Here is a 19,483-nt window from a genome sequence, read left to right as displayed (position 1 = left end):
GAGGCAGCACGGACGCCCCTTCATTTCCGAAACTTCTGCGGCGTCGTCCCACTGAACTGCTGAAACATCGCGATGAACGCCGACGCACTGGCATAGCCCATCTGCGCCGCGACCTGCTGCACGCTGCGGCCCTGCTCCAGCAACGGGATCGATTGCTGAAAGCGCAAGCGCTGCCGCCACTGACTGAAGGACATACCCAACTCGTCGCGACAACGCCGGCTCAAGGTGCGCTCGGTGGTGTGCACCCGCTGCGCCCATTCCTCCAGCGTGCTGTTGTCGCCGGGCGCGTGCTGCAAGGCGTCCAGGATCGGCCCGAGCAAGCGGTCTTCGCTCTGCGGCACGAACCGCTGCAGCATCGGCGTGGCCAACAGCTTGTCGATCAACACCCGCGCCAGGCGCCGGTCGGCCGGGGTGTCGGGGATCTCCACGCCGCGATCGAACAAATCCTCGACCCCGGCGATGAACAACGGATGCAGGCGCACGATCCCCGGCGCCTTGGGCAGGCTCGGCGTGTAGCGCTCGGCGATATTGATCAGCCGGCACTTCACCTCGCGGCGGTTGTGCGAGGTGTGATCCATGCGCGGCGGAATCCACACCGCGTAACCGGGCGGCGCGAAGAACGGCTGGCCCTCGACCACGAAGGCCATGCTGCCCGATTCCACGAACGCCAGCTGGCCCCAGGGATGCTGGTGCAGCGCGCTTTCGGTATCCACCGCCAGCGCCTCGTAGCGCAGCAGCAACGGGCCCGGCAACGAGCGGTAGGGGTAATGGAATTGGCGGCTGCGGCGCATCTTGTCCGGGCCTCGCTACGGTATGTCGGGTTATCGGCATCTGCCGATTACCCGACATTCTAGAATAAGCCGCCCCACCGTTGTACCGGTTGTACGAAGGAATCCCGCAATGCATCTGTTACTGCCGATCCTGGCCACGCTGATCTGGGCCGGAAACACGATCGTCAGCAAGCTCTCGGCCGGCGCCATCGAACCGGCCGCGATCTCGTTCTACCGCTGGCTGGTCGCGCTGCTGGTGCTGACCCCGTACATGCTGCCGCGGGCATGGAAGCTGCGCGCGCAGGTGCGTCCGTACTGGCGCAAGCTGCTGGTGCTGTCCGCGCTGGGCATGGTGATGTATCAGTCGCTGGCGTACTTCGCCGCGCACAGCGTCAGCGCGATGTCGATGGGCCTGATCGTCGCGGCGATTCCGCCGATGACGATGCTGATCGGCATGCGGGTGCTCAATACCCGGCCGTCGCCGGGAATGTTGATCGGCGCGGCGATTTCCTTCGCCGGCCTGAGCTGGCTGCTCAGCGGCGGCCATCCGGTGCGGTTGCTGCAGCAAGGCCTGGGCCGCGGCGAGTTGATGATGCTGCTGGCGGCGTGCTCGTATGCGCTGTACGGCGTGCTGGTCAAACGCTGGGCGCTGCCGATTCCCAACGGCGAATCGCTGTACCTGCAGATCGTCTGCGGCACGGTGCTGTTGCTGCCGGGTTTCCTGCTGGCGCCGTCGGTGGCGCTCGATGCGCACAACCTGCCGCTGGTGCTGTACGCCGGCGTGTTCGCCTCGACCCTGGCGCCGTGGTTCTGGATGCACGGCCTGCTGCGGCTGGGCGCGGACAAGACCGCGGTGCTGATGAACCTCACCCCGGTGTTCACCGCCGTGTTCGCGGTGCTGCTGCTCGGCGAACCCTTGCAGACCTATCACTGGATCGGCGGCGGTCTCACCCTGCTGGGCGTGGCGACCGCGCAGGCGCTGCGGCAGAAGCCGGCGCTCGCGCCGCAAACGGCGCGCGAGTGCGCGGGCTGACCGCGGCGCAATCGCGGGCGCGGCGAACGGCGAACACCGGCCGCGCCTGACAATCGTCATGACAACGCACTGCGCGGCCCGCCGATCCGGGCCGCGCGGCGCCGTTCGCGCACGCGCCGGAAAGCGCTGAATTCCCGAGTCAGGCGCGAGCGGCGCGACCGCCGCGCCGGTGTCGTCGGCGTCGAACGCCGCTCGCGCGCGTCCGCATCGCCATTGTGAGCCGCGTCAAGTTCGCCGCCCGCGAGCGCTGTTAGGGTCGCAGGCATGTCGTCGCCACCCGACACCCAAAATCCAGTGTCCAGGCTCGCTCCGCGCCTGCTGTGGGCGGCGCTGGCGCTCGCCACCGCGCTCGTACTCGCGTTGGGCTGGGAGGTCGGACGCATGCGCGCGGATCAGCGCTGGCTGGTCGATCGCGTCACCCAGCCCTACGTCGGCATGTACGTGCCGAAAGTCGCGCTGACGTCGCTGGACGGACAGACCCGCGAGCTCGGACAGCCGCGCGCCGACACCCAGGTGCTGTTCTTCTTCACCACCACCTGCCCGCATTGCCGCGCCTCGCTGCCGCAGCTCAAGCGCGCGGCCGGGCAGTTGCGCGCGGGCTCCAGCGGCACCGAGCTGATCGGCGTCGCCTTCGCCACGCCCGCGCAGACCGCCGCCTACGCACGCGAACACGGGCTCGACTTTCCGCTGGTCGCCCACGACGACCGCCGCACTTCCGCGTTGTTCCGCGCGCGCAAGGTGCCGTCGCTGCTGGTGATCGGCCGCGACGGCCGCGTGCGTTACCAGCACGTGGGCGCGATCAACGACAAACAGACCTTGCGCGAACTGATGGCAGCGGCACAGCCTCGACCCGCGCCGCCGGCCACAATGCAACGACCGCTCGCGGCCCGTTAGGCGCGATCGCGACGGGCTCTCGCCGCGGCTTGGGCGATGGCGCCGTCGGCAGTTCCAGGATTTCGTTACCAGGGCGAGGCCACGGCACGGCCTCGCCGCCCGACCGGACCGGCGATCATGCCGGGCCGGCGCCACCGCCGCGTCCACCGGAGCTTTCGGCATGGGCCGCGGCGACATCGACAGGAGCTGAGCAATGATCAAGCGTAATCGTGGTGTACGAGTCGTCCTGGCAAGCTTGCTGTTCACGGCCGCGATGGGATTCGGCGCCTTCCAGGTAGTCGCCGGCAATGGCGGCGCGGCGGCGCAATCGGAATCGTGCGACGCCTTCGCCTGCCGCACCGAGTGCGCCGAATTCGGCGGCGAACTCGGCCCCGGCGGTCCCGGACGTCCTTTGGTTTGCTATTGCTGCGGCTGATCCCCCTCGGCTGCAAGCCTGTGCCGGCCGCGGGGGGTGGCCCCCGGCCGGCTTTTTTTTATTCCCGTGCGGCGCCGCCGCCAGCCGCGCTTCGCGCCGACGCGCACGCAGGCCCATGCGCTCGCCGGCCCGATTGATGCCCGCGCGCGCGATACGTAAAACGAGACCGGCACCGGACACCCATGAGCCGCCGCGTTCGCATACTGCCGATCGACACCGATTTGGCGCTCTCGTTACAGACGAAACGCGCAAGGTTTGTTAGTTTTAGTGAGGCAATACACCCCGCCTGACGTTGCGATGGGGCGCAACGACGATGGCGGCCTCTCGCCTGTCACGCCGCACGGTGCTTACCGTCGCCGGACGTCGCAGATGCGGGGCGCGCATGAGGCTTCATGCGTCACCGGCCCCGACGGCTGACAAGCACACGCGAGCGAACGCTGCGATGCCCCAACGCATCGATCGGATCAAGAACCTGGCCGCGGTGTCGCAGTTCCGCATCGGCGCGCTGCTGGTCCAACCCGACCGCCTGGCGATCGTGCGCGACGGCGCGGTCACCGCGCTGGAACCGCGGATGATGGAAGTGCTGATCGCCCTGGCCGAGCGCGCCGGCGAAGTGATCAGCGCCGAACAACTGCTGATCGAAATCTGGCGCGGCACCTTCTACGGCGACAACCCGGTCCACAAGACCATCGCCCAGTTGCGCCGCCGCCTGGGCGACAGCAGCCGCGAGCCGGACTACATCGAAACCATCCGCAAGCGCGGCTACCGGCTGGTCGCGCGGGTGAGTTTCCCCGACGACTACCGCAGCGGCCTGCCGCGCGCGGCGGCGTGGACCCAGGGCAGTCCCTACGTCGGCCTGCGCTCGTTCGACGAATCCCATGCCGGCGTGTTCTTCGGCCGCAGCCGCGCCACCGCGGAATTGCTGGCGACGTTGCGCGAACAGATGGACAGCCAGCGCCGGTTCGTCCTGGTTTCCGGCGCCAGCGGTTGCGGCAAGACCTCGCTGCTGCGCGCCGGGGTGATGCCGCTGCTGCGCCAGGACGGCGGCTTCGACGGCCTGCACGCGCTGGCCAGCGCCTATTTCGATCTGGGCGCCTGCCGCGGCGGCGATCTGCTGGCCCGGCTGGCGCAATCGCTGTGCGACTGGTCGCTGGACGGGCGGCCGGTGTTCCTGCCCGGCGAGAGCGAATGGCTGAGCCGGCAACTGCGCGAATCGCCGGCGGCGCTGCATGCGCGCATCGACGACGCGTTGGCGCGCCACACCGCGCCCTTGGCCGAACGCGCGCATCTGTCGCTGGTGGTCGATCACGCCGAAGCCGCGGTCGCCGCGCCCGGCATCACCGACGCCGACCGCCGCGATCTGGGCGCGGCGCTGACCGCGCTGTGCGCGTCCACGCGGGTGGCGACGATCGCCATCACCCGCAGCGATTTCTATCCGGCGCTGATCGAAGGCGTGCCCGGCCTGGCCGAACTCAAGGCCGGCGACGGCCACATCGATCTGCTGACGCCGCGCCTGGGCGAGATCGGCCAGATCATCCGCGCGCCGGCCGCGCTGGCCGGGCTGAGTTTCGAGGAAGATCCGGACGGCTCCAGCCGCCTGGACGATGTGCTGCGCGACGCCGCCGCCGAACACCCCGATTCGCTGCCGTTGCTGCAACACACCCTGCAGGCGTTGTACGAGCGCCAGAGCAGCGACGGCGTGCTGAGCCTGTCCACCTATCGCGAACTCGGCGGCCTGGAAGGCGCGCTGGCGCATCGCGCGGAACAGGTCTACGCCGAATTGCCGGCCGCCGCGCAAGCCAGCGTGGAGCGTGTGCTCGCGGCCTTGATCGTGATCCGCCCCGACAGCGACGCGGTCACCGGCCGGCGCGTGCTGTGGTCGAGCCTGGACGACGCGGCCGCGCGCGAGTTGGCGGAAGCCTTCGTGCGCGCGCGCCTGTTCGTCGGCGAACTCAGCGGCGGCGAGCCCGGTTTCGGCGTCGCCCACGAAGCCTTGCTGCGGCAATGGCCGCGCGCGCGCGAATGGGTGCGCGAGAACCGCCATCTGCTGCAGGCGCGCGAACGCCTGCAACGCGCGGCGCGGCGCTGGGTCACCGAGGGCCGGCGCGCCGATCATTTGCTCAACCCCGGCCGTCCGCTGGCCGAAGCGCGCGAAGCCGCGCGCCGCCTGCCCGACGATCTGGACGCCGACGACCTGCGGTTCCTGCACGCCTCCGAGCGCCAGCAGCGGCGCAAGCAATGGCTGCGGGTCGGCGCGATCGGCGCGCTGTGCGCGCTGGCGCTGGTCTCGATCGGCCTGGGCCTGCAGGCCTGGCAGGCGCGGCGCGAGGCCGAGCAACGGCGCGATCAGGCGCAGCAACTGGTCGCCTTCATGCTCGGCGATCTGGCCGAGCAACTGCGCCCGATCGGCAATCTGAAACTGCTCGACAGCGTCGGCAGCCAGGCGCTGGCCTATCTGGAGCACATGCCCGAAGCCGACATGCAGCCGCGCGAGTTGGTCAGCCATGCGCGCGCGCTGCGCACCGTCGGCGAGGTGTTGATGAATCAGGCGCGTTTCGCCGAGGCGCGCGCGGCGTTCGAACGCGCACATGAGGCCTCCTCGCTGGCCTTGGCCGGCGCGCCGGAATCGCTGGACGCGCTGGCCGAATCGGGCACCACCGCATACTGGCTGGGCTATCACGACTACCAGCAGAAGAAATTCGACGGCGCCCGCACCCATTGGCAGGCGTATCTGAAAGCCTCCGAGCGCCTGGTCGAACGCGCGCCGAACGATCCGCGCTGGCAACTGGAGTTGTCCTACGCGCTCAATAATCTGGGCACCCTGGCCTTCAGCGGCCAGCGCAGCGACGAGGCCGGCGAATTGTTCGCCCGTTCGGTCGCGATCAAGCGGCAACTGCTGGCGAAAAAGCCCGGCGACAAATCGCTGCGCTTCGAATTGGTCGACAGCCTGTCCTGGCTCAGCAGCGCGCAGGACATGAGCGGCCTGCTGACCGAAGCGGCGCAAGGTTACGCCGCGCAAACGCAGATGCTGCGCGAATTGATCGACAGCGAACCCGACGCCGACGAGTGGCGGCGCAAGCTCGCCACCTCGCTGCTGCGCAGTTCCGTGCTGGCGCTGGATCGCGGACGGCTCGATGAAGCGCAGGCCGAGATCGACGAAGCCGTGACCTTGCTCGACGCCCTGGTCGAGCAGCAGCCGGACAACAAAGTGTGGCGGCGCAATCTCGGCCACGCCTATTCCCACGCTGGCCTGGTCGCCGCGCTCTCCGGCGTGCGCGAACGCGCCGTGGAGCGGTTGCGCGCGGCCCAACGCACGCTCGCGCCGATCATGCGCGAGACCGATCCGCCGCCGGAATGGCGTCTGCTCGACGCCAACGTGCGCCTGCATCTGGCGCAGGCCGACTCGCTGACCACCTCTGCGCAAGCCGACGCGGTGGTCGCCGATCTGGAAAAGCTGTATCGCGCCGCGCCGGACGATATGCCCAACCGCGCCGGCCTCAGCCGCGCGCTGGCTTGGCGCGGCGAGTTCTACGCCGCCGCTGGCGACACCGCCCGCGCGCGCCAGGACTGGCGCCGGGTCGATCGATTGTTGGCCGATGCCGTCGTCGACAGCCGCAGCCGCGTCGTGCTCGACGCCTGGGCGCGCGCGCAGATACGCCTGGGCGCGCGCGACCGCGCCGCGCGCCAGATCGCCTGGCTGCAACGCATCGGCTACCGAAATCCCGGCTTCGTTGCCTTCTACGAAGCCGTTCCGCTGCACCCTTGAACGACAGGAACTCAACATGGCCAGCAAGAAAGACGCCGCTCCCGACAAGCAGAGCAAGCAAGGCAAGACCAAGAAAGGCAAAGGCAAGGGCGAAGACGTGCCGGTGCTGAGCATCCAGCTGACCCTGGCTCACGTCGGATTCGGCGGCAACGCCGGCAAGGGCCATTATTTCTACAGCTTTTCGCCGGACGTGGTGACGGTGCAGACCAGCACCCCGATCACGCTCGAATACGTATTCGAGGACGAGGTCTCCTCGCGCTTCCAGATCGTCAACGTACTCAACTCCGATGCCTACAAGCAGATCGGCACGCCGGAGATTCTCGACGAGGGCCGGCGCGTGCGCATGCGCAACCAGAACTCGGTGTCCACGCTGATTTTCTTCACCGTGCTGGTGCGCGATTCGCTGAGCACCTACAACGACGTGGACTTGATCTCCTGCGATCCGCAGGTCGGCAACGATCCGCAGGTCATCCCCGCGCGCAAGAAGCGCGGTTGAGTTCCGCACGCAGGCGGCGGGCTGCCGCCTGCGTTTGGGGCTTAGGGCTGGGAAACGGGAATCGGGAATCGCAAGATTTGCGGAAGCCGCGAAGTCTTTTGTAGGAGGGGCTTCAGCCCCGATGCTTTTCGATCAAAGGCGTTGGGGCTTGAGAGCCGGGAATCGGGAATCGGGAATCGCAAGATTTTGTGGAAGCCGCGAAGTTTTTTGTAGGAGGGGCTTCAGCCCCGACGCCTTTGATCGAAAAGCGTCGGGGCTGAAGCCCCTCCCACAAAACAGCCAGAATTCGGTGTCCACGCTGATGGCCTGGGAGTCGAGAGCCGGAAATCGGGAATCGGGAATCGGGAACCACAAGATTTTGCGGAAGCCGCGAAGTCTTTTGTGGGAGGGGCTTCAGCCCCGACGCCTTTCGATCAAAAGCGTCGAGGCTGAAGCCCTCCCACAGTGCCACGCCGCCTTCCACACGATACGCTGGGATCGCCAGCTCAGTTGATCAGACAGAACGTCGCGTAATGATCCGGCGTGTAGTAACGCTTCACGACGACATTCTTGCGCGCCGCCATGGTCATCAGATACACCAGCCGGCGCGTACCGGCGGCGCCGTCGTGGCGGATCTTGCCTTCCCAGTACTCCTGGCCGCGGCCCGGGTTGGGCAGTTTGCCTTCGTCGTTGTCGAACACCTGCACGTCCATGCCCTGACGGCCGCATTCGGCCGCCGGATCGGCCACGGTCATGCAGAACGACATGGTGCGCATCGCTTCCTTGATGTCCGGCGGCAGGACCTTGCAGACCGGCGGCTTGGCCATCGCGGGCGCGGCGAGCAGGCCCAGGCACAAGACGGCCGCATAGCGGTAATGGGCGTTCATGGCGAAACTCCTTGAAAAATAGGGTAGAACGCCTTGCAGAACGCGCGAGCGGCGGCGGCGGCGTGAAAAGCGCGCCGTGATTGGCGACCGGCCGGGCACCGCATACGAGATCGGGCCGGCACAAGGCCGACCCGACTCCTGAGCACTGCGCGGGCGCGGCTTACCTGATACGGCAGAAGCTCGCGAACTGGTCGGCGGTGTAATAGCGCTGGGTGATCGGCTTGCCCTGGGAACCTTCCTGGACCAGATAGACCAGCCCCTGCGGCGAGCCGAGCAGACGCGGCGCGGCGCGCCAGTACTTCGGTCCCAGCGCGCCGAGCTTGGGCAGCAGGCCCTGGGCGTTGTCGTAACCGCGGGCATTGAGTTCGAGCTTTTCACAAGCGGCGGTCGGGTTGTCGGCGCGGGCGCAGTCGTTGAACGACGCCACCATCTTCTGCACGCTCTTGGGCAGCTTCGAGACGCAGGCCGGCGGGTCGCCCGCCATCGCGGGCAGTGCGGCGAGACTGATGACGGCGGACAGCATGCACTTCGCGAACGTGGCGTTCATGGGTTTCTCCGATTGGGTGAGGCGCGGGCCCCGGCGATTCCGGTCGGCTTGCGCACCGCGACATGGGCCGCCCGCACACCCTCGCCGCCCCGGCCAGGGCGGCGCCTTACCGCAACCTTACGGTTGGCCGGCGGGCTGGGCCGCGCGCCGGCCGCTTCACTCAGCCTCACTTTCGCCCTGCGCCGGCTCACCGCGAAACTGCGCGGGGCGTCGCGAAAGCGCTGGATTGCGCCTGTCCGCACCTGACGAAGGCGCGCCCGGATCGCCCCAAGTCGTTGAATCGAAAGCCGATCCAACTCCGTAAGGTTGCCGTAAGGCGATCTGGGGATCGCGCGCCCACCCTGCGCTCCACCCGGATCGCCGCGTGCCGCGTCCGGAGCCGAAGCGCCCGGGGCGCGCGGTACCCGGCACGCAACGCCGCTTCGCGGCGATGCAGGAGCCAGGCCATGTCCGAGTCCGAATTTCCCTTCACCGGCAGCGAAGACACGCTGAATTCCCAGGACGACGTCGGCGCGCTCTCGCAATTCCGCCACGGCGCCCAGGACCGGCGGTTGCTGGAACTGGCGCGCCTGGACGCGGGCATCATCGCCGCCAACAGCGACTTCGACGACAAGCCCTGGGGGCTGCTGTACCGCGCGCTGATCGATTCGATCGGCCTGTCGCCGGACGACTTCCAGCTGACCTACCCCTCGACCCAGTGGGACTGGAGCCGCGCCCAGGCCGGCTTCATCCCCGCCGCCCAATACGACTTCTGCGCGACCGCGCCGCAGTGGAGCGCGATCGGCGCCTACGTCTCCAGCGGCGACACCGTGCATCAGGCCTATCAGCAGTTCCTCAACGTGATTCCGGCGCAGACCGAGTACCGCAGCCTGCGCCAGCACCTGCACGACGCCGACGACGCGCTGGTGGTGGCGACCAATCACTACACCCTGGCGACGACCTCGGCCGCGTCGGCCTACGCCAATCAGGTCGAAGACCATCCGCCGAGCTTCAGCGAATGGTTGGGCAGCCCGCGCGGGCGCAGCTACCAGAACCGCATCGTCGCCGCGCAGGTGGCGATGAATCAGGCGCAGGCGCACTACAGCAACCTGATCGCCCAGTGCGAGCAGCCCGAACTCGGCGACGCCCAGCGCCGCTGCGGCAACGAAAACTTCCACGTGCGCTACGCCGACCTCAACCTGATCCGCCTGCCCAAGGTGCCGGACTGGCAGATCGATCAGAACGCCGCCGACTGGGTGGCCAAGGTCGAAGCCGGCGAAGGCCCGGCCGGCGTCACCCTGGGTTTCAGCAATCGCGAAGCGCCGTACGATTTCGCCCAGACCTGGGCCGGACGCCGCGGCCGCATCCGCCAGTTGTTCTGGCAGGTGCGCATCAACGGCCGCTGGGAGCGCATCGACGAATTCGAATTCGACAACAAGCTGGAACTGTCGCTGGATTTCCAGGCGGTGGACCGCATCGGCATCCGCCCGGGCGCCTGGTTCGACGGCGACTTCGCCCGCAGCATGATCGACGGCCCCTTCATGCCCGGCTACAGCCCGTTCGGCGGCGATTCCATCGAGACCCGCGGCCAGCCGGTGTTCGGCGAGAAAGGCTTCTTCGGTTTGATCAAGAACGGCATGTGCGTGGGCTACAAGCCTTCGTTCGTGATCCGCACCACTACCTCGACCTTCCGCCGCTTCGTCGATCCGTTCAAGGCCGCGACCGGCCTGCGCGTGGGGCCTTTCACCTTCGAGGCCGAAGGCGGCAGCCTCGCCGCGGGCTGGAAGGCCGATGCGGCGACGCAGACGTTCAGCGGCACTACGACTTCGCGGCGGCCGTTGATTATCGGGGCTACGGTTTCGGAGTTGCCTAATGCTTCGGTGTGATGGGGTGACGGTGTCGGAGTTGCGTGATGCTCCGGTGTGATTGCGCCGTTCCCAGGTCGTCATTCCCGCGAACGCGGGAATCCAGGGCCTTTCGTGCGAGAACGTTTGAAGTCGCTGGATGTTCGGCTCCGCTGAAGTAAAGCGGAGCCCGCGTTCGCGGGAATGACGGACTGACGGATCGAAGAATTGACCGCCCGGATCATTGCGTGCAGCCCAGCGGATGCGCAGTGATCCGAACGAAGGGCAGGCATCGTACAGCGACGATGCGTTGCGTATCGGCGGTCAGTCGGGGACGCGGCTTGCAGGAGCCGGTTCCGGCGATCCGGCCGATGCGCGTGCGGCAGGGGGCCGGCGCGCATCGGCCGGGCATCGCGATCGAATGAGCGCGACTCTTGTGGGAGGGGCTTCAGCCCCGATGCTTTTCGATCCGAGGCGGTGAATCTTTCAGCGCTGAAAGAAAAGCATCGGGGCTGAAGCCCCTCCTACAAAAGACTTCGGGGCGACGTCGATGGCGCGCGGTTCGATCCGCTCGATCACCGCGTTCTCGCGCCCACCGCGTTTCATCTCGATCCAGCGGTAATGCGCGATCAAGCCCACCATCAGGATCAGCGTCGCTATCGCGGTCATCACACCCATATCGAAATCGCGATCCTGGCGCGCGCGCCAGCCCACCGCGATCAGGCTCGGCACGCCGGCCAGCACCAGCCCGGCGCGGAACCAGCGCTCGGACTGGGTGTGCAGCGGCGAGGACAGCAGATAGCCCAGCACGTCCATCGCCCACATCGGCAGCGACATCAGCCAGCCGGTGATCGGCGCCATCACCAGCACGGTGAAAAAAGCCAGGATCGCCACCTTCAGCCACGGGAACAGGGTCGGCACGCGCATGCGCTGCCATCGCGACGGCGGCCCGCGCCAGCTCATCGGTTGTTCAACATGCGCGGCACCGCCACGACGAAGAAATAACAGCCGACGACGAAGGCCAAACCCAGATACGTCATCAGGATCGCGTTCATCCATCCGTCGAACGGCGACTGCGCGGCCGCGCGCAAGGCCGCGTAATAGCCCTGGACGAACTGGGCGATGAAGGCGAACGCCAGCGGGAACAGCAGCGCCAGCACCACCCGCATGCGGCTGGAGAAACGCGACATCCGGCCCGACGCGCGCGCCACCGCCGGCGCCGGCCTGGCCTGCGCCGCCTGCATTTGCGCCTGCATTTGCGCCTGCAACTGCAACTGCGCTTGCAACTGCGCCTGCAGTTGCGCGCGGGTGGGCCGGGCGCCGCGCGCGGCCGCGGCGCGGGCGGCCGCGGTCCAGATCGGCGGCAGCGGCGACACCGTCTTCGGCCGCGGCACCGCGTTGCGCGCGGTGCGGGTCAGCAGTTCCTGGCGCATGCACGAGGCGCAGGACTGGCCGGCGTAGTGCTGGTGTTCGCGATGCTTCGCGCACACCACGATCAGCCCGCGCGAGGGCTGCGCGTAGGCGCGCAAGGCATCGCCCCACTCGGCCGAACTGGGCCTCGCCGACGGCGTGTCGCCGAAGGCGCGATCGAACAGATCGCGCAATTGCCCCGGCATCATCGCGTGCGCGCTGACCGGGTTGGGCTCCATCGCCGGATTGCCGCGGCGGCCGTAGGCGTAGCAGCGTTCGCGAATGCGCCCGGGCACATCGGTGGGCACGCGGTCGTGCCTGGGCCGGCCGCTGTAAGGATGGATGCCGAAATTCAGCAACTGGAAAATCACCACCGCCAAAGCGAACCGGTCCTGGGTTTCCTCGCCGGCTTCGGTCAGCGTGTGGACCTGGTATTCCGGCGCCAGATAGTCGGGCGTGAACTGCGGTGCGTGAAAGCGCCGGCCGAGGCCCTGGATGCTGAAACCGTCGCAGTCGAGCAAGGCGATATACAGCGAAGCGCGATAGAAGCGCAGGTTCACCGGCTTGAGATCGACCACGTAATGGTGCTGCGCATGCAAGGCCGCCAGCACCGAGGCCAGATTCGCCGCCAGGGTGACCTTGTGGCCCAGACCGACCGGCAGACCGGCGGCGCGCGCCTGGCGTTCCTGCAGGACTTGCTCGACTTCCGAAGTCGAGTCCACGTCCAGCGCCGGCATGGTGAAACCGATGAAGCGTCCGCGCTCGTCGCGCACCACCGCGTCGGGCCAGGCGATCTGCACGTAGCGCTTGCCGCCTTCCAGCTGATCCGGCAGTTTCGGCCGCAGTTGCAGCATCGCCTCGACGCGATCGGTGTAGCTGGGCGGGTCCACCCGCGCGTGATAGATCTTGGCCACGCTGTCGGGATAGTCCGGCAGCAGATAAACGCTGCCGGCGCCGCCGCTCTTGATCAACGGCCCGAGCCGGCTGGGGCGCGGGCCGATCTGGATGCGGCTGCCGGTGCTGGGGCTGCTCATCGCCGCGCTCAGCTCCGCAATGCGATCAGCAGAGTCTTGTCGTCGGAGGTGATGCCGTGCGTGCGCGGGTCCTCTAGCGTGGCCAGCAGCGCGCGGCTGCCCTGGTCTTCGTCCACCGACGCAAGATAGCGCGCGACCGGTTCGAAGAACGGCTTGAACAGGCCGGCGTTGTTCTTCTGCATCGCGAACGGCATCGCGCCGTCGGACATCAGCGCCAGATGCGCGACCGGCGCCGTCACCGGCAACACGCGCAGATGCTCGCGCCAGGAGTCGCCGGTGACGAAGTAGGTTTCGTTCGCGTACTCGCCGTTCGACGGCAGCGACACCGACGCCGCGGCGCTGTCCTCGCCATCGTCCAGCGTCGCCGGCTCGGCCACGCCGATGCCGTCGCCGATATGGAAGAACCAGCCGCGCTGGCCGTCGCCGGCGTAGCCGACCAAGGTCGCGGCATAGTTCGACAGCGGCGCCTGCGCGGCCTGCGCGGTCTGGCTCAGCGCATCGCGCGCGACCGTCACCACTTCGGCGACGATGGCGAACCAGGCCTCGGCATCAACGCCGAGGCATTCGGGTTCGCGCTCGCAACGATCGCCCAATATCCGCGCGACGGTATCGGCGAGCAGGCGCGAGCCTTCATCGCTGCGCGGCGCCGAGCCGGCGCCGTCGCATACCACCGCGACCAGCACATCGCCGGCCGCATGGAACGCGAACGCGTCCTGGCAGGGAATACCTTTGTCGATGTGGGAGGTTCCGGTCGCCGATGCGGCGTAAATTCGCCAGCTCATGCCCGCGACCCCGCCGCTCAGGTCGGTACCGCCGACCAGGTGTCGGTCGAGGGCAGCTGCGCCTGGCCGCCGGGACGCGATTGCGACACCACCTGCATGCTCGCGCTGAGCCACAGGAACAGCTCGCGGAACTGCAGACCGTGCAGGCGCTTCACACCGCCCGGGCCCTTGCTGCTGAACTGGCTCATGATCGCGTCGTCGGCGCCTTCGCCGACCGCGATCGGGAAGATCGCCACCTTGTTGGCGCGCTCGGCGTCGCAGGCGCGCTTGGCTGCCGCTTCCCAGGCGTCGGTCGGCGTGCCGTCGGACATCAGGAACAGCCACGGCCGGGTGTAGGCGATGCCGGCGGCCTTGAAGCGCTGCTTTTCGTTCTCGACCTCGACCAGGGCCAGATCGATCGCGCGCCCGGTCGGGGTGGTGCCGTCGGCTTCGAGGTTGGGCGCGCTGAAATCCATCGCGTCGCACCAGTCGCCGACCACTTCGGCATGGTCGAAACCGCCGTAGCGCACGACCAGCACGCGCACGCGCTTGGCCGCGATCACATCGCCCTTGAGTTCGGTCTCCAACAACTTGAGGCCTTCGTTCAACTGCTGGATCGGCGGACCCATCATGCTGCCGGAGCAGTCCAGCACCAGCACCAGCGGGGTGCGCTGCTCGGTGTTGTCCACCAGGGCGACGTCGGGGATGACGGGCTGATTCATGGCATTCCCTTGCATTGGATATGCGCCCGAGTATAGCCACGACCGGGCCATGGGTGCGCGGGTCGCGGTGGCGCTCAGACCGCGACCGCCGGCTTTGCGCGCCGCGCCGGCGCGGCGGATACTGCGGCCATGACCGAGCCCGCCGCCAGCGTCATCGCCGCCATCGCGCCCGGACAACCGGATCTCGCGCCGCAGCCCCTGAGCCACGCCACCGCCCTGCCCGCGCGCTACTACGTGGCCGCCGGCATGGCCGCGCTCGACCGCGCGGCGGTGTTCGATCGCGGCTGGCAGTTGATCGCCCACCTGTGCCAGTTGCGCGAAGCCGGCGACCATGTCGTCGCCGATTTCGCCGGCCTGCCGGTGATCGCGGTGCGCGGCGACGACGGCGAGATCCGGGTCTTCCACAACGTCTGCCGCCATCGCGCCGGGCCGATCGCCAGCTGCGACGGCTTGGCCGCGCGTTCGCTGCGCTGCCGCTATCACGGCTGGACCTACGGCCTGGACGGGGTGCTGCGCTCGGCGCCGGAAATGAATCACGCGCCGGATTTCGATCCCGCCCAGGTGCGTCTGCCGCAGTTGCAGGTGCGGGTGTGGCAGGGACTGGTGTTCGCCGCCTCCGCGGCCGCCGCGCTGGATTTCGACGAATTCGTCGACGGCATCGCGCAGCGCATCGGCGATGCGCGCGGCCTGGCCGAGTACGGCCATCACCACCGGGTCGGTTACGACGTCGCCTGCAACTGGAAGGTCTACGTCGATAACTACCTGGAGGGTTATCACGTCCCGCATATCCATCCCGGCCTCAACCGCTTGCTGGACTACCGCAGCTACGTCACGCAAACCGCGCGCTGGTATTCCTACCAGTGGAGCCCGCTGGAAAGCGGCGATAGCCTGTACGGCAGCGGCGACGCGCTGTACTACTGGATGTGGCCCAACACCATGCTCAACATCCTGCCCGGGCGGCTGCAGACCAATCGCATCGTGCCGGTCGGGGTGGACCGCTGCCGGGTCGAGTTCGATTTCTATTACACCGCGGACGATTCCGGACCGGCGCGCGCGCGCCGCGAAGCCGATCTGGCCTTCAGCGACGAAGTGCAGTTGGAAGACCTGACCATCTGCGAGGACGTGCAGCGCGGCTTGAACTCGGGTTCGTACGTGGCCGGTCGCCTGAACCCGCTGCGCGAAAACGCCGTGCATCATTTCCAGGAACTGTTGCGCGAGGCCTATCGCGCCGCGTCGGCTCCGGGACAAGGCTGAAACTGATGAGCGCCGGCGGCTTGGCAGATCCCTCGCCGGTGGAAAACCCTTCGCCCGATCCCGCTCAGCGCCGCCCCCTGGGGTTGTGGGCGGCGATCGCGCTGGTGGTCGGCAACATGATCGGCAGCGGCGTGTTCCTGCTGCCCGCGGCCTTGGCGCCATACGGCGGCGCCAGCCTGATCGGCTGGGCCATCACCTTGTGCGGCGCGCTGCTGCTGGCCTTCACCTTCGCCCGCATGGCCATGCGCTGGCCGCAGAGCGGCGGCCCCTACACCTACGCGCACCGCGCCTTCGGCGATACGGTCGGATTCGTCATCGCGTGGAGTTACTGGATTTCGCTGTGGTGCGCCAACGCCGCCATCGCGGTCGCCTTCGCCGGCAGCATCGGCGCGCTGATGCCGGCGCTGACCGCGACGCCGGCGCGCGCGGCCGCGTGCGCGCTGGCCGCGTTGTGGCTGTGCACCGCGATCAATCTGCTCGGCGTGCGCGAGGCCGGCCGCGTGCAGATCGTCACCACCGCCCTGAAGCTGCTGCCGTTGCTGTTGTTCGGCGTGGTCGCGCTGTGGTGGCTGGACGGCGCGCAGGCGTTCCGCCCGTTCAATCCCAGCGGGCAATCGCTGCCGCAGGCCGCGCACGCGACCGCGGCGTTGACGCTGTGGGCGCTGCTGGGCCTGGAAGCGGCGACGGTGCCGGCCGGTGCGATCCGCGATCCCGAACGCAACGTGCCGCGCGCGACCGTGTCCGGAACCCTGCTGGCCGGCATCGCCACCGTGCTGGCTTGCAGCGTGGTGGTCGGTCTGTTGCCGGCCGACAGCCTCAGGCAATCGCAATCGCCGATGGCCGACGCCGCCAGCATGTTGTGGGGGCCGGGCGCGGGGCTGGCGTTGGCGGCGGTGTCGGCGGTGTCGTGCCTGGGCGCGCTCAACGGCTGGACGCTGTTGTCGGGGCAGTTGCCGCTGGCGGCCGCGCGCGATCGGGTGTTCCCGGCGTTCTTCGCCCGTGTCGATCGGCGCGGCACGCCGTGGCTGGGCGTGTTGATCGGCAGCGCGCTGGCCTCGATCCTGGTGCTGGCGAATTTCAGCCGCTCGCTGGTGCAGGTGTTCGTGTTCTCGATCCTGCTATCGACCGCGGCGACCTTGCTGCCCTACGTCGCCGGCAGCGCGGTCTGGCTGTTGCGCGGCGAAGGCCGCAGCCGCATCGTCGCCGCCTTCGCGCTGGCATTCAGCGTCTATGCGCTGGCCGGCATCGGCGCCGAAGCGCTGTTGTGGGGCGCGCTGCTGGTCGCGGCGGGCTTGCCTGTTCATCTGCTGCTGCGGCTGCGACAAAGGTCGCAGGGTTCCGCGAGCTAGCGCACAAGTCCGCGCACGGGTCTACAAGCGGTAACCGCGATGCCATCTGCGCGCAGCACGCTGCGGCAGCGGTCGCCCGCCGCTCCCCCAGCCGCTTTTGCCCGGATATTTATGACCGATCAGCCCGACTCCCCGCGCGACACCCAGCGTCGCGACTTCCTGCGCGGCGCCGCCGGCGCTACCGCCGCCGGCGTGGTCCTGAACCTGTTCCCGCCCGCTATCCAAAGAGCGCTCGCGATCCCCGCCGCGCGCGTCACCGGCACCATCCGCGACGTCAAGCACGTGGTGATCCTGATGCAGGAGAACCGCTCGTTCGATCATTACTTCGGCGCGATGCGCGGCGTGCGCGGCTTCGGCGATCGCTTCCCGATTCCGCTGCCCAGCGGCAAGCCGGTGTGGCAGCAAGCCACCGCGCAAGGCCGCGAGATCCAGCCGTATCACATCGACACCAAGACCACGAGCGCGCAGCGCATCGGCGGCACCCCGCACACCTGGCCCGACGCGCAGGCGGCCTGGAACCACGGCCTGATGGACAAGTGGCTGCCGGCCAAGACCGAACGCTCGCTCGGCCATTACCAACAAGCCGACATCCCGTTCCAGTACGCGCTCGCCAACGCCTTCACCCTGTGCGACGCCTACCACTGCTCGCAGCAGACCGGCACCAATCCCAATCGCCTGTTCCTGTGGACCGGCACCAACAACCCGGCCGCCGACCGCGGCGGCCCGGCCATCGTCAACACCTTCGACGATTCCGGCCCGGCCAGCGAAGGCTATTTCTGGACTACCTATCCCGAGCGCCTGGAACAGGCCGGGGTGAGCTGGAAGTTGTACCAGGACATGGACGACAACTTCTCCGACAACCCGCTGGAAGGTTTCCGCCAGTTCCGCGCCGCGCTGCCGGGCTCGGGCCTGGCGGAAAAAGCCCTTAAAACCTGGACCTTGGAAGACCTGGCCGCGGACGTGCGCAGCGGCCAGTTGCCGCAGGTGTCGTGGCTGGTCGCGCCGGCGAAGTATTCCGAGCATCCCGGCCCGTCGGCGCCGATCTGGGGCGCGGACTACACCGCGCGCGTGCTCGACGCGCTCACCGCCGATCCGGACGTGTGGGCGAGCACGGTGCTGATCGTCAACTTCGACGAGAACGACGGCTTCTTCGACCACGTGCCGCCGCCGGCGCCGCCGGCGCTGGACGCGAACAACGCGCAGATCGGCGGCTCCACGGTCGATCTGCGCGGCGAGCACCACACCGCGCGCAGCGGCCCCTCGCACGGCACCTCCAGCGACCCGGCGATCTACTACAACCGCCCCTACGGCCTGGGCCCGCGCGTGCCGATGTACGTGATCTCGCCGTGGAGCCGCGGCGGCTGGATCAACTCGCAGGTGTTCGACCACACCTCGGTGATCCGCTTCCTGGAAAAACGCTTCGGCGTGGTCGAGCCCAACATCAGCGCCTGGCGCCGCGCGGTTTGCGGCGACCTGACCACCGCGTTCAATTTCTTCGATCCCAACCACGAGCCGATCCCGAGCCTGCCCGACACCAGCGACGCCGATCGCATCGTCGCCGAACAAAGCCGCCTGCCCGCGCCGAAGCCGCCGGCGGTGTCCGGCGCGCCGCAGCAGGAACGCGGAATCAAGCCTTCGCGCGCGTTGCCGTACGACTTGCAGGTCGGCGAGCGCGTGGACCGCGACAACCGCCGCCTGCGCCTGAGCTTCGCCAACAGCGGCCGGGTCGCGGTGGTGTTCCATGTTTACGACCTGCTCGATCCCAATGCGATTCCGCGCCGCTACACGGTCGAGCCGGGCAAGTCGCTGCACGGCGAGTGGTCGCTGAAGACCGACGGCGCCCGCGCCTACGCCTTGAAGGTGTTCGCGCCGAACGGTTTCTACCGTGAATTCCGCGGTTCCTTGCACGGCGTCAACCCAAGCGTGACCACCGTGCCCGACCTGCGCCTGCGCCGTCGCAAGCTGATCCTGGCGTTGCGCAACCCACATCGCAAGCCGCTGCGGTTGGACATCGCGGATCAATACGGCTTGTACGAATCGCGCCTGGAGCGGCTGGGCGCCGGCGCGTTGCGTTATCGCGCGATCAAGCTGGACGAAAGCCAGCAGTGGTACGACTTCGTGCTGACCGATGCGAACGATCCGGAGTATTACCGCCGGGTGGCGGGGCGCCTGGAGACCGGTGAGCATGGCATTACCGATCCGGGGTTGATCTGATCGGCGAGGCCCGATCGAAAGCCCGAAGCAGTTCCCCCCTTTGAAAAAGGGGGGCTAGGGGGGATTCGCTTTTGCTCTTCGATCAAGCAAAGCAAATCCCCCGCGCGGCCGATCCACCTAGCCCTTCGT

16 protein-coding genes are annotated in these 19,483 nt (G+C 68.3%); 9 read left to right on the top strand and 7 right to left on the bottom strand.

Features of this window, described 5'->3' with window-relative positions; all coding sequences use genetic code 11:
* Positions 1–20 precede the first annotated feature (20 nt).
* On the bottom strand, positions 21–791 hold the full coding sequence (locus tag J7J50_RS05705; protein WP_215056503.1) for a helix-turn-helix transcriptional regulator: 771 nt from the start codon (positions 789–791) through the stop codon (positions 21–23).
* 109 nt (positions 792–900) lie between these two features.
* On the opposite strand from J7J50_RS05705, the gene J7J50_RS05700 reads away from it, so the two are divergent.
* The 5 genes from J7J50_RS05700 (at position 901) to J7J50_RS05680 (ending at position 7,374) form a co-directional block, all read left to right on the top strand.
* Positions 901–1,803 carry a DMT family transporter gene (locus J7J50_RS05700; RefSeq protein WP_215056502.1) on the top strand — a complete coding sequence of 301 codons (903 nt, stop codon included), beginning with the start codon at positions 901–903 and terminating at the stop codon, positions 1,801–1,803.
* A 264-nt stretch (positions 1,804–2,067) separates the two neighbouring features.
* Positions 2,068–2,697: a TlpA disulfide reductase family protein gene (locus tag J7J50_RS05695; RefSeq protein ID WP_215056501.1), complete on the top strand. Its 630-nt coding sequence runs from the start codon at positions 2,068–2,070 to the stop codon at positions 2,695–2,697.
* A 193-nt stretch (positions 2,698–2,890) separates the two neighbouring features.
* On the top strand, positions 2,891–3,112 hold the full coding sequence (locus tag J7J50_RS05690) for a hypothetical protein (RefSeq protein ID WP_215056500.1): 222 nt from the start codon (positions 2,891–2,893) through the stop codon (positions 3,110–3,112).
* A gap of 442 nt (positions 3,113–3,554) precedes the next feature.
* Positions 3,555–6,878 (top strand): winged helix-turn-helix domain-containing protein, encoded by a 3,324-nt coding sequence (locus tag J7J50_RS05685; RefSeq protein ID WP_215056499.1) that lies wholly within the window; start codon positions 3,555–3,557, stop codon positions 6,876–6,878.
* Between the two features lie 16 nt (positions 6,879–6,894).
* Positions 6,895–7,374 (top strand): hypothetical protein, encoded by a 480-nt coding sequence (locus J7J50_RS05680; protein WP_251044211.1) that lies wholly within the window; start codon positions 6,895–6,897, stop codon positions 7,372–7,374.
* Between the two features lie 485 nt (positions 7,375–7,859).
* On the opposite strand, the gene J7J50_RS05675 is transcribed toward J7J50_RS05680, so the two are convergent.
* Entirely contained in the window at positions 7,860–8,240 is a 381-nt protein-coding gene (locus tag J7J50_RS05675; protein ID WP_215056498.1) for a ribonuclease domain-containing protein, read from the bottom strand.
* Positions 8,241–8,400: 160 nt separating this feature from the next.
* A complete protein-coding gene (locus J7J50_RS05670; RefSeq protein ID WP_215056497.1) occupies positions 8,401–8,787 on the bottom strand; it encodes a hypothetical protein in 387 nt (128 codons plus the stop codon).
* A 446-nt stretch (positions 8,788–9,233) separates the two neighbouring features.
* On the opposite strand from J7J50_RS05670, the gene J7J50_RS05665 reads away from it, so the two are divergent.
* Positions 9,234–10,652, top strand: coding sequence for a hypothetical protein (locus J7J50_RS05665; RefSeq protein WP_215056496.1), 1,419 nt, complete (start codon positions 9,234–9,236; stop codon positions 10,650–10,652).
* A 444-nt stretch (positions 10,653–11,096) separates the two neighbouring features.
* On the opposite strand, the gene J7J50_RS05660 is transcribed toward J7J50_RS05665, so the two are convergent.
* The 4 genes from J7J50_RS05660 to J7J50_RS05645 are packed head-to-tail and all read right to left on the bottom strand — an operon-like array spanning position 11,097 to position 14,537.
* Positions 11,097–11,537, bottom strand: a complete 441-nt coding sequence (locus J7J50_RS05660) for a hypothetical protein (protein ID WP_215056495.1) — start codon at positions 11,535–11,537, stop codon at positions 11,097–11,099.
* Between the two features lie 32 nt (positions 11,538–11,569).
* A complete protein-coding gene (locus J7J50_RS05655; protein WP_215056494.1) occupies positions 11,570–13,054 on the bottom strand; it encodes a hypothetical protein in 1,485 nt (494 codons plus the stop codon).
* An 8-nt stretch (positions 13,055–13,062) separates the two neighbouring features.
* Entirely contained in the window at positions 13,063–13,836 is a 774-nt protein-coding gene (locus J7J50_RS05650) for a PP2C family serine/threonine-protein phosphatase (protein ID WP_215056493.1), read from the bottom strand.
* Between the two features lie 17 nt (positions 13,837–13,853).
* The gene (locus J7J50_RS05645) at positions 13,854–14,537 is read right to left on the bottom strand and encodes a VWA domain-containing protein (RefSeq protein WP_057942226.1); all 684 of its coding nucleotides are present in this window, start codon (positions 14,535–14,537) and stop codon (positions 13,854–13,856) included.
* A gap of 129 nt (positions 14,538–14,666) precedes the next feature.
* Here J7J50_RS05645 and J7J50_RS05640 point away from each other — a divergent pair, with 129 nt between their 5' ends.
* From J7J50_RS05640 to J7J50_RS05630, 3 genes are all read left to right on the top strand, one after another.
* Positions 14,667–15,791, top strand: a complete 1,125-nt coding sequence (locus tag J7J50_RS05640; protein WP_215056492.1) for an aromatic ring-hydroxylating dioxygenase subunit alpha — start codon at positions 14,667–14,669, stop codon at positions 15,789–15,791.
* A 5-nt stretch (positions 15,792–15,796) separates the two neighbouring features.
* Entirely contained in the window at positions 15,797–17,140 is a 1,344-nt protein-coding gene (locus tag J7J50_RS05635) for an amino acid permease (RefSeq protein WP_215056491.1), read from the top strand.
* A 111-nt stretch (positions 17,141–17,251) separates the two neighbouring features.
* Positions 17,252–19,354 carry a phospholipase C, phosphocholine-specific gene (locus J7J50_RS05630; RefSeq protein ID WP_215056490.1) on the top strand — a complete coding sequence of 701 codons (2,103 nt, stop codon included), beginning with the start codon at positions 17,252–17,254 and terminating at the stop codon, positions 19,352–19,354.
* Positions 19,355–19,483: the final 129 nt, after the last annotated feature.

The sequence above is a fragment of the Lysobacter sp. ISL-50 genome (assembly GCF_018612875.1).
Lineage (GTDB): Bacteria > Pseudomonadota > Gammaproteobacteria > Xanthomonadales > Xanthomonadaceae > Lysobacter.
This window is presented reverse-complemented; position numbering and strand designations above follow the sequence as displayed.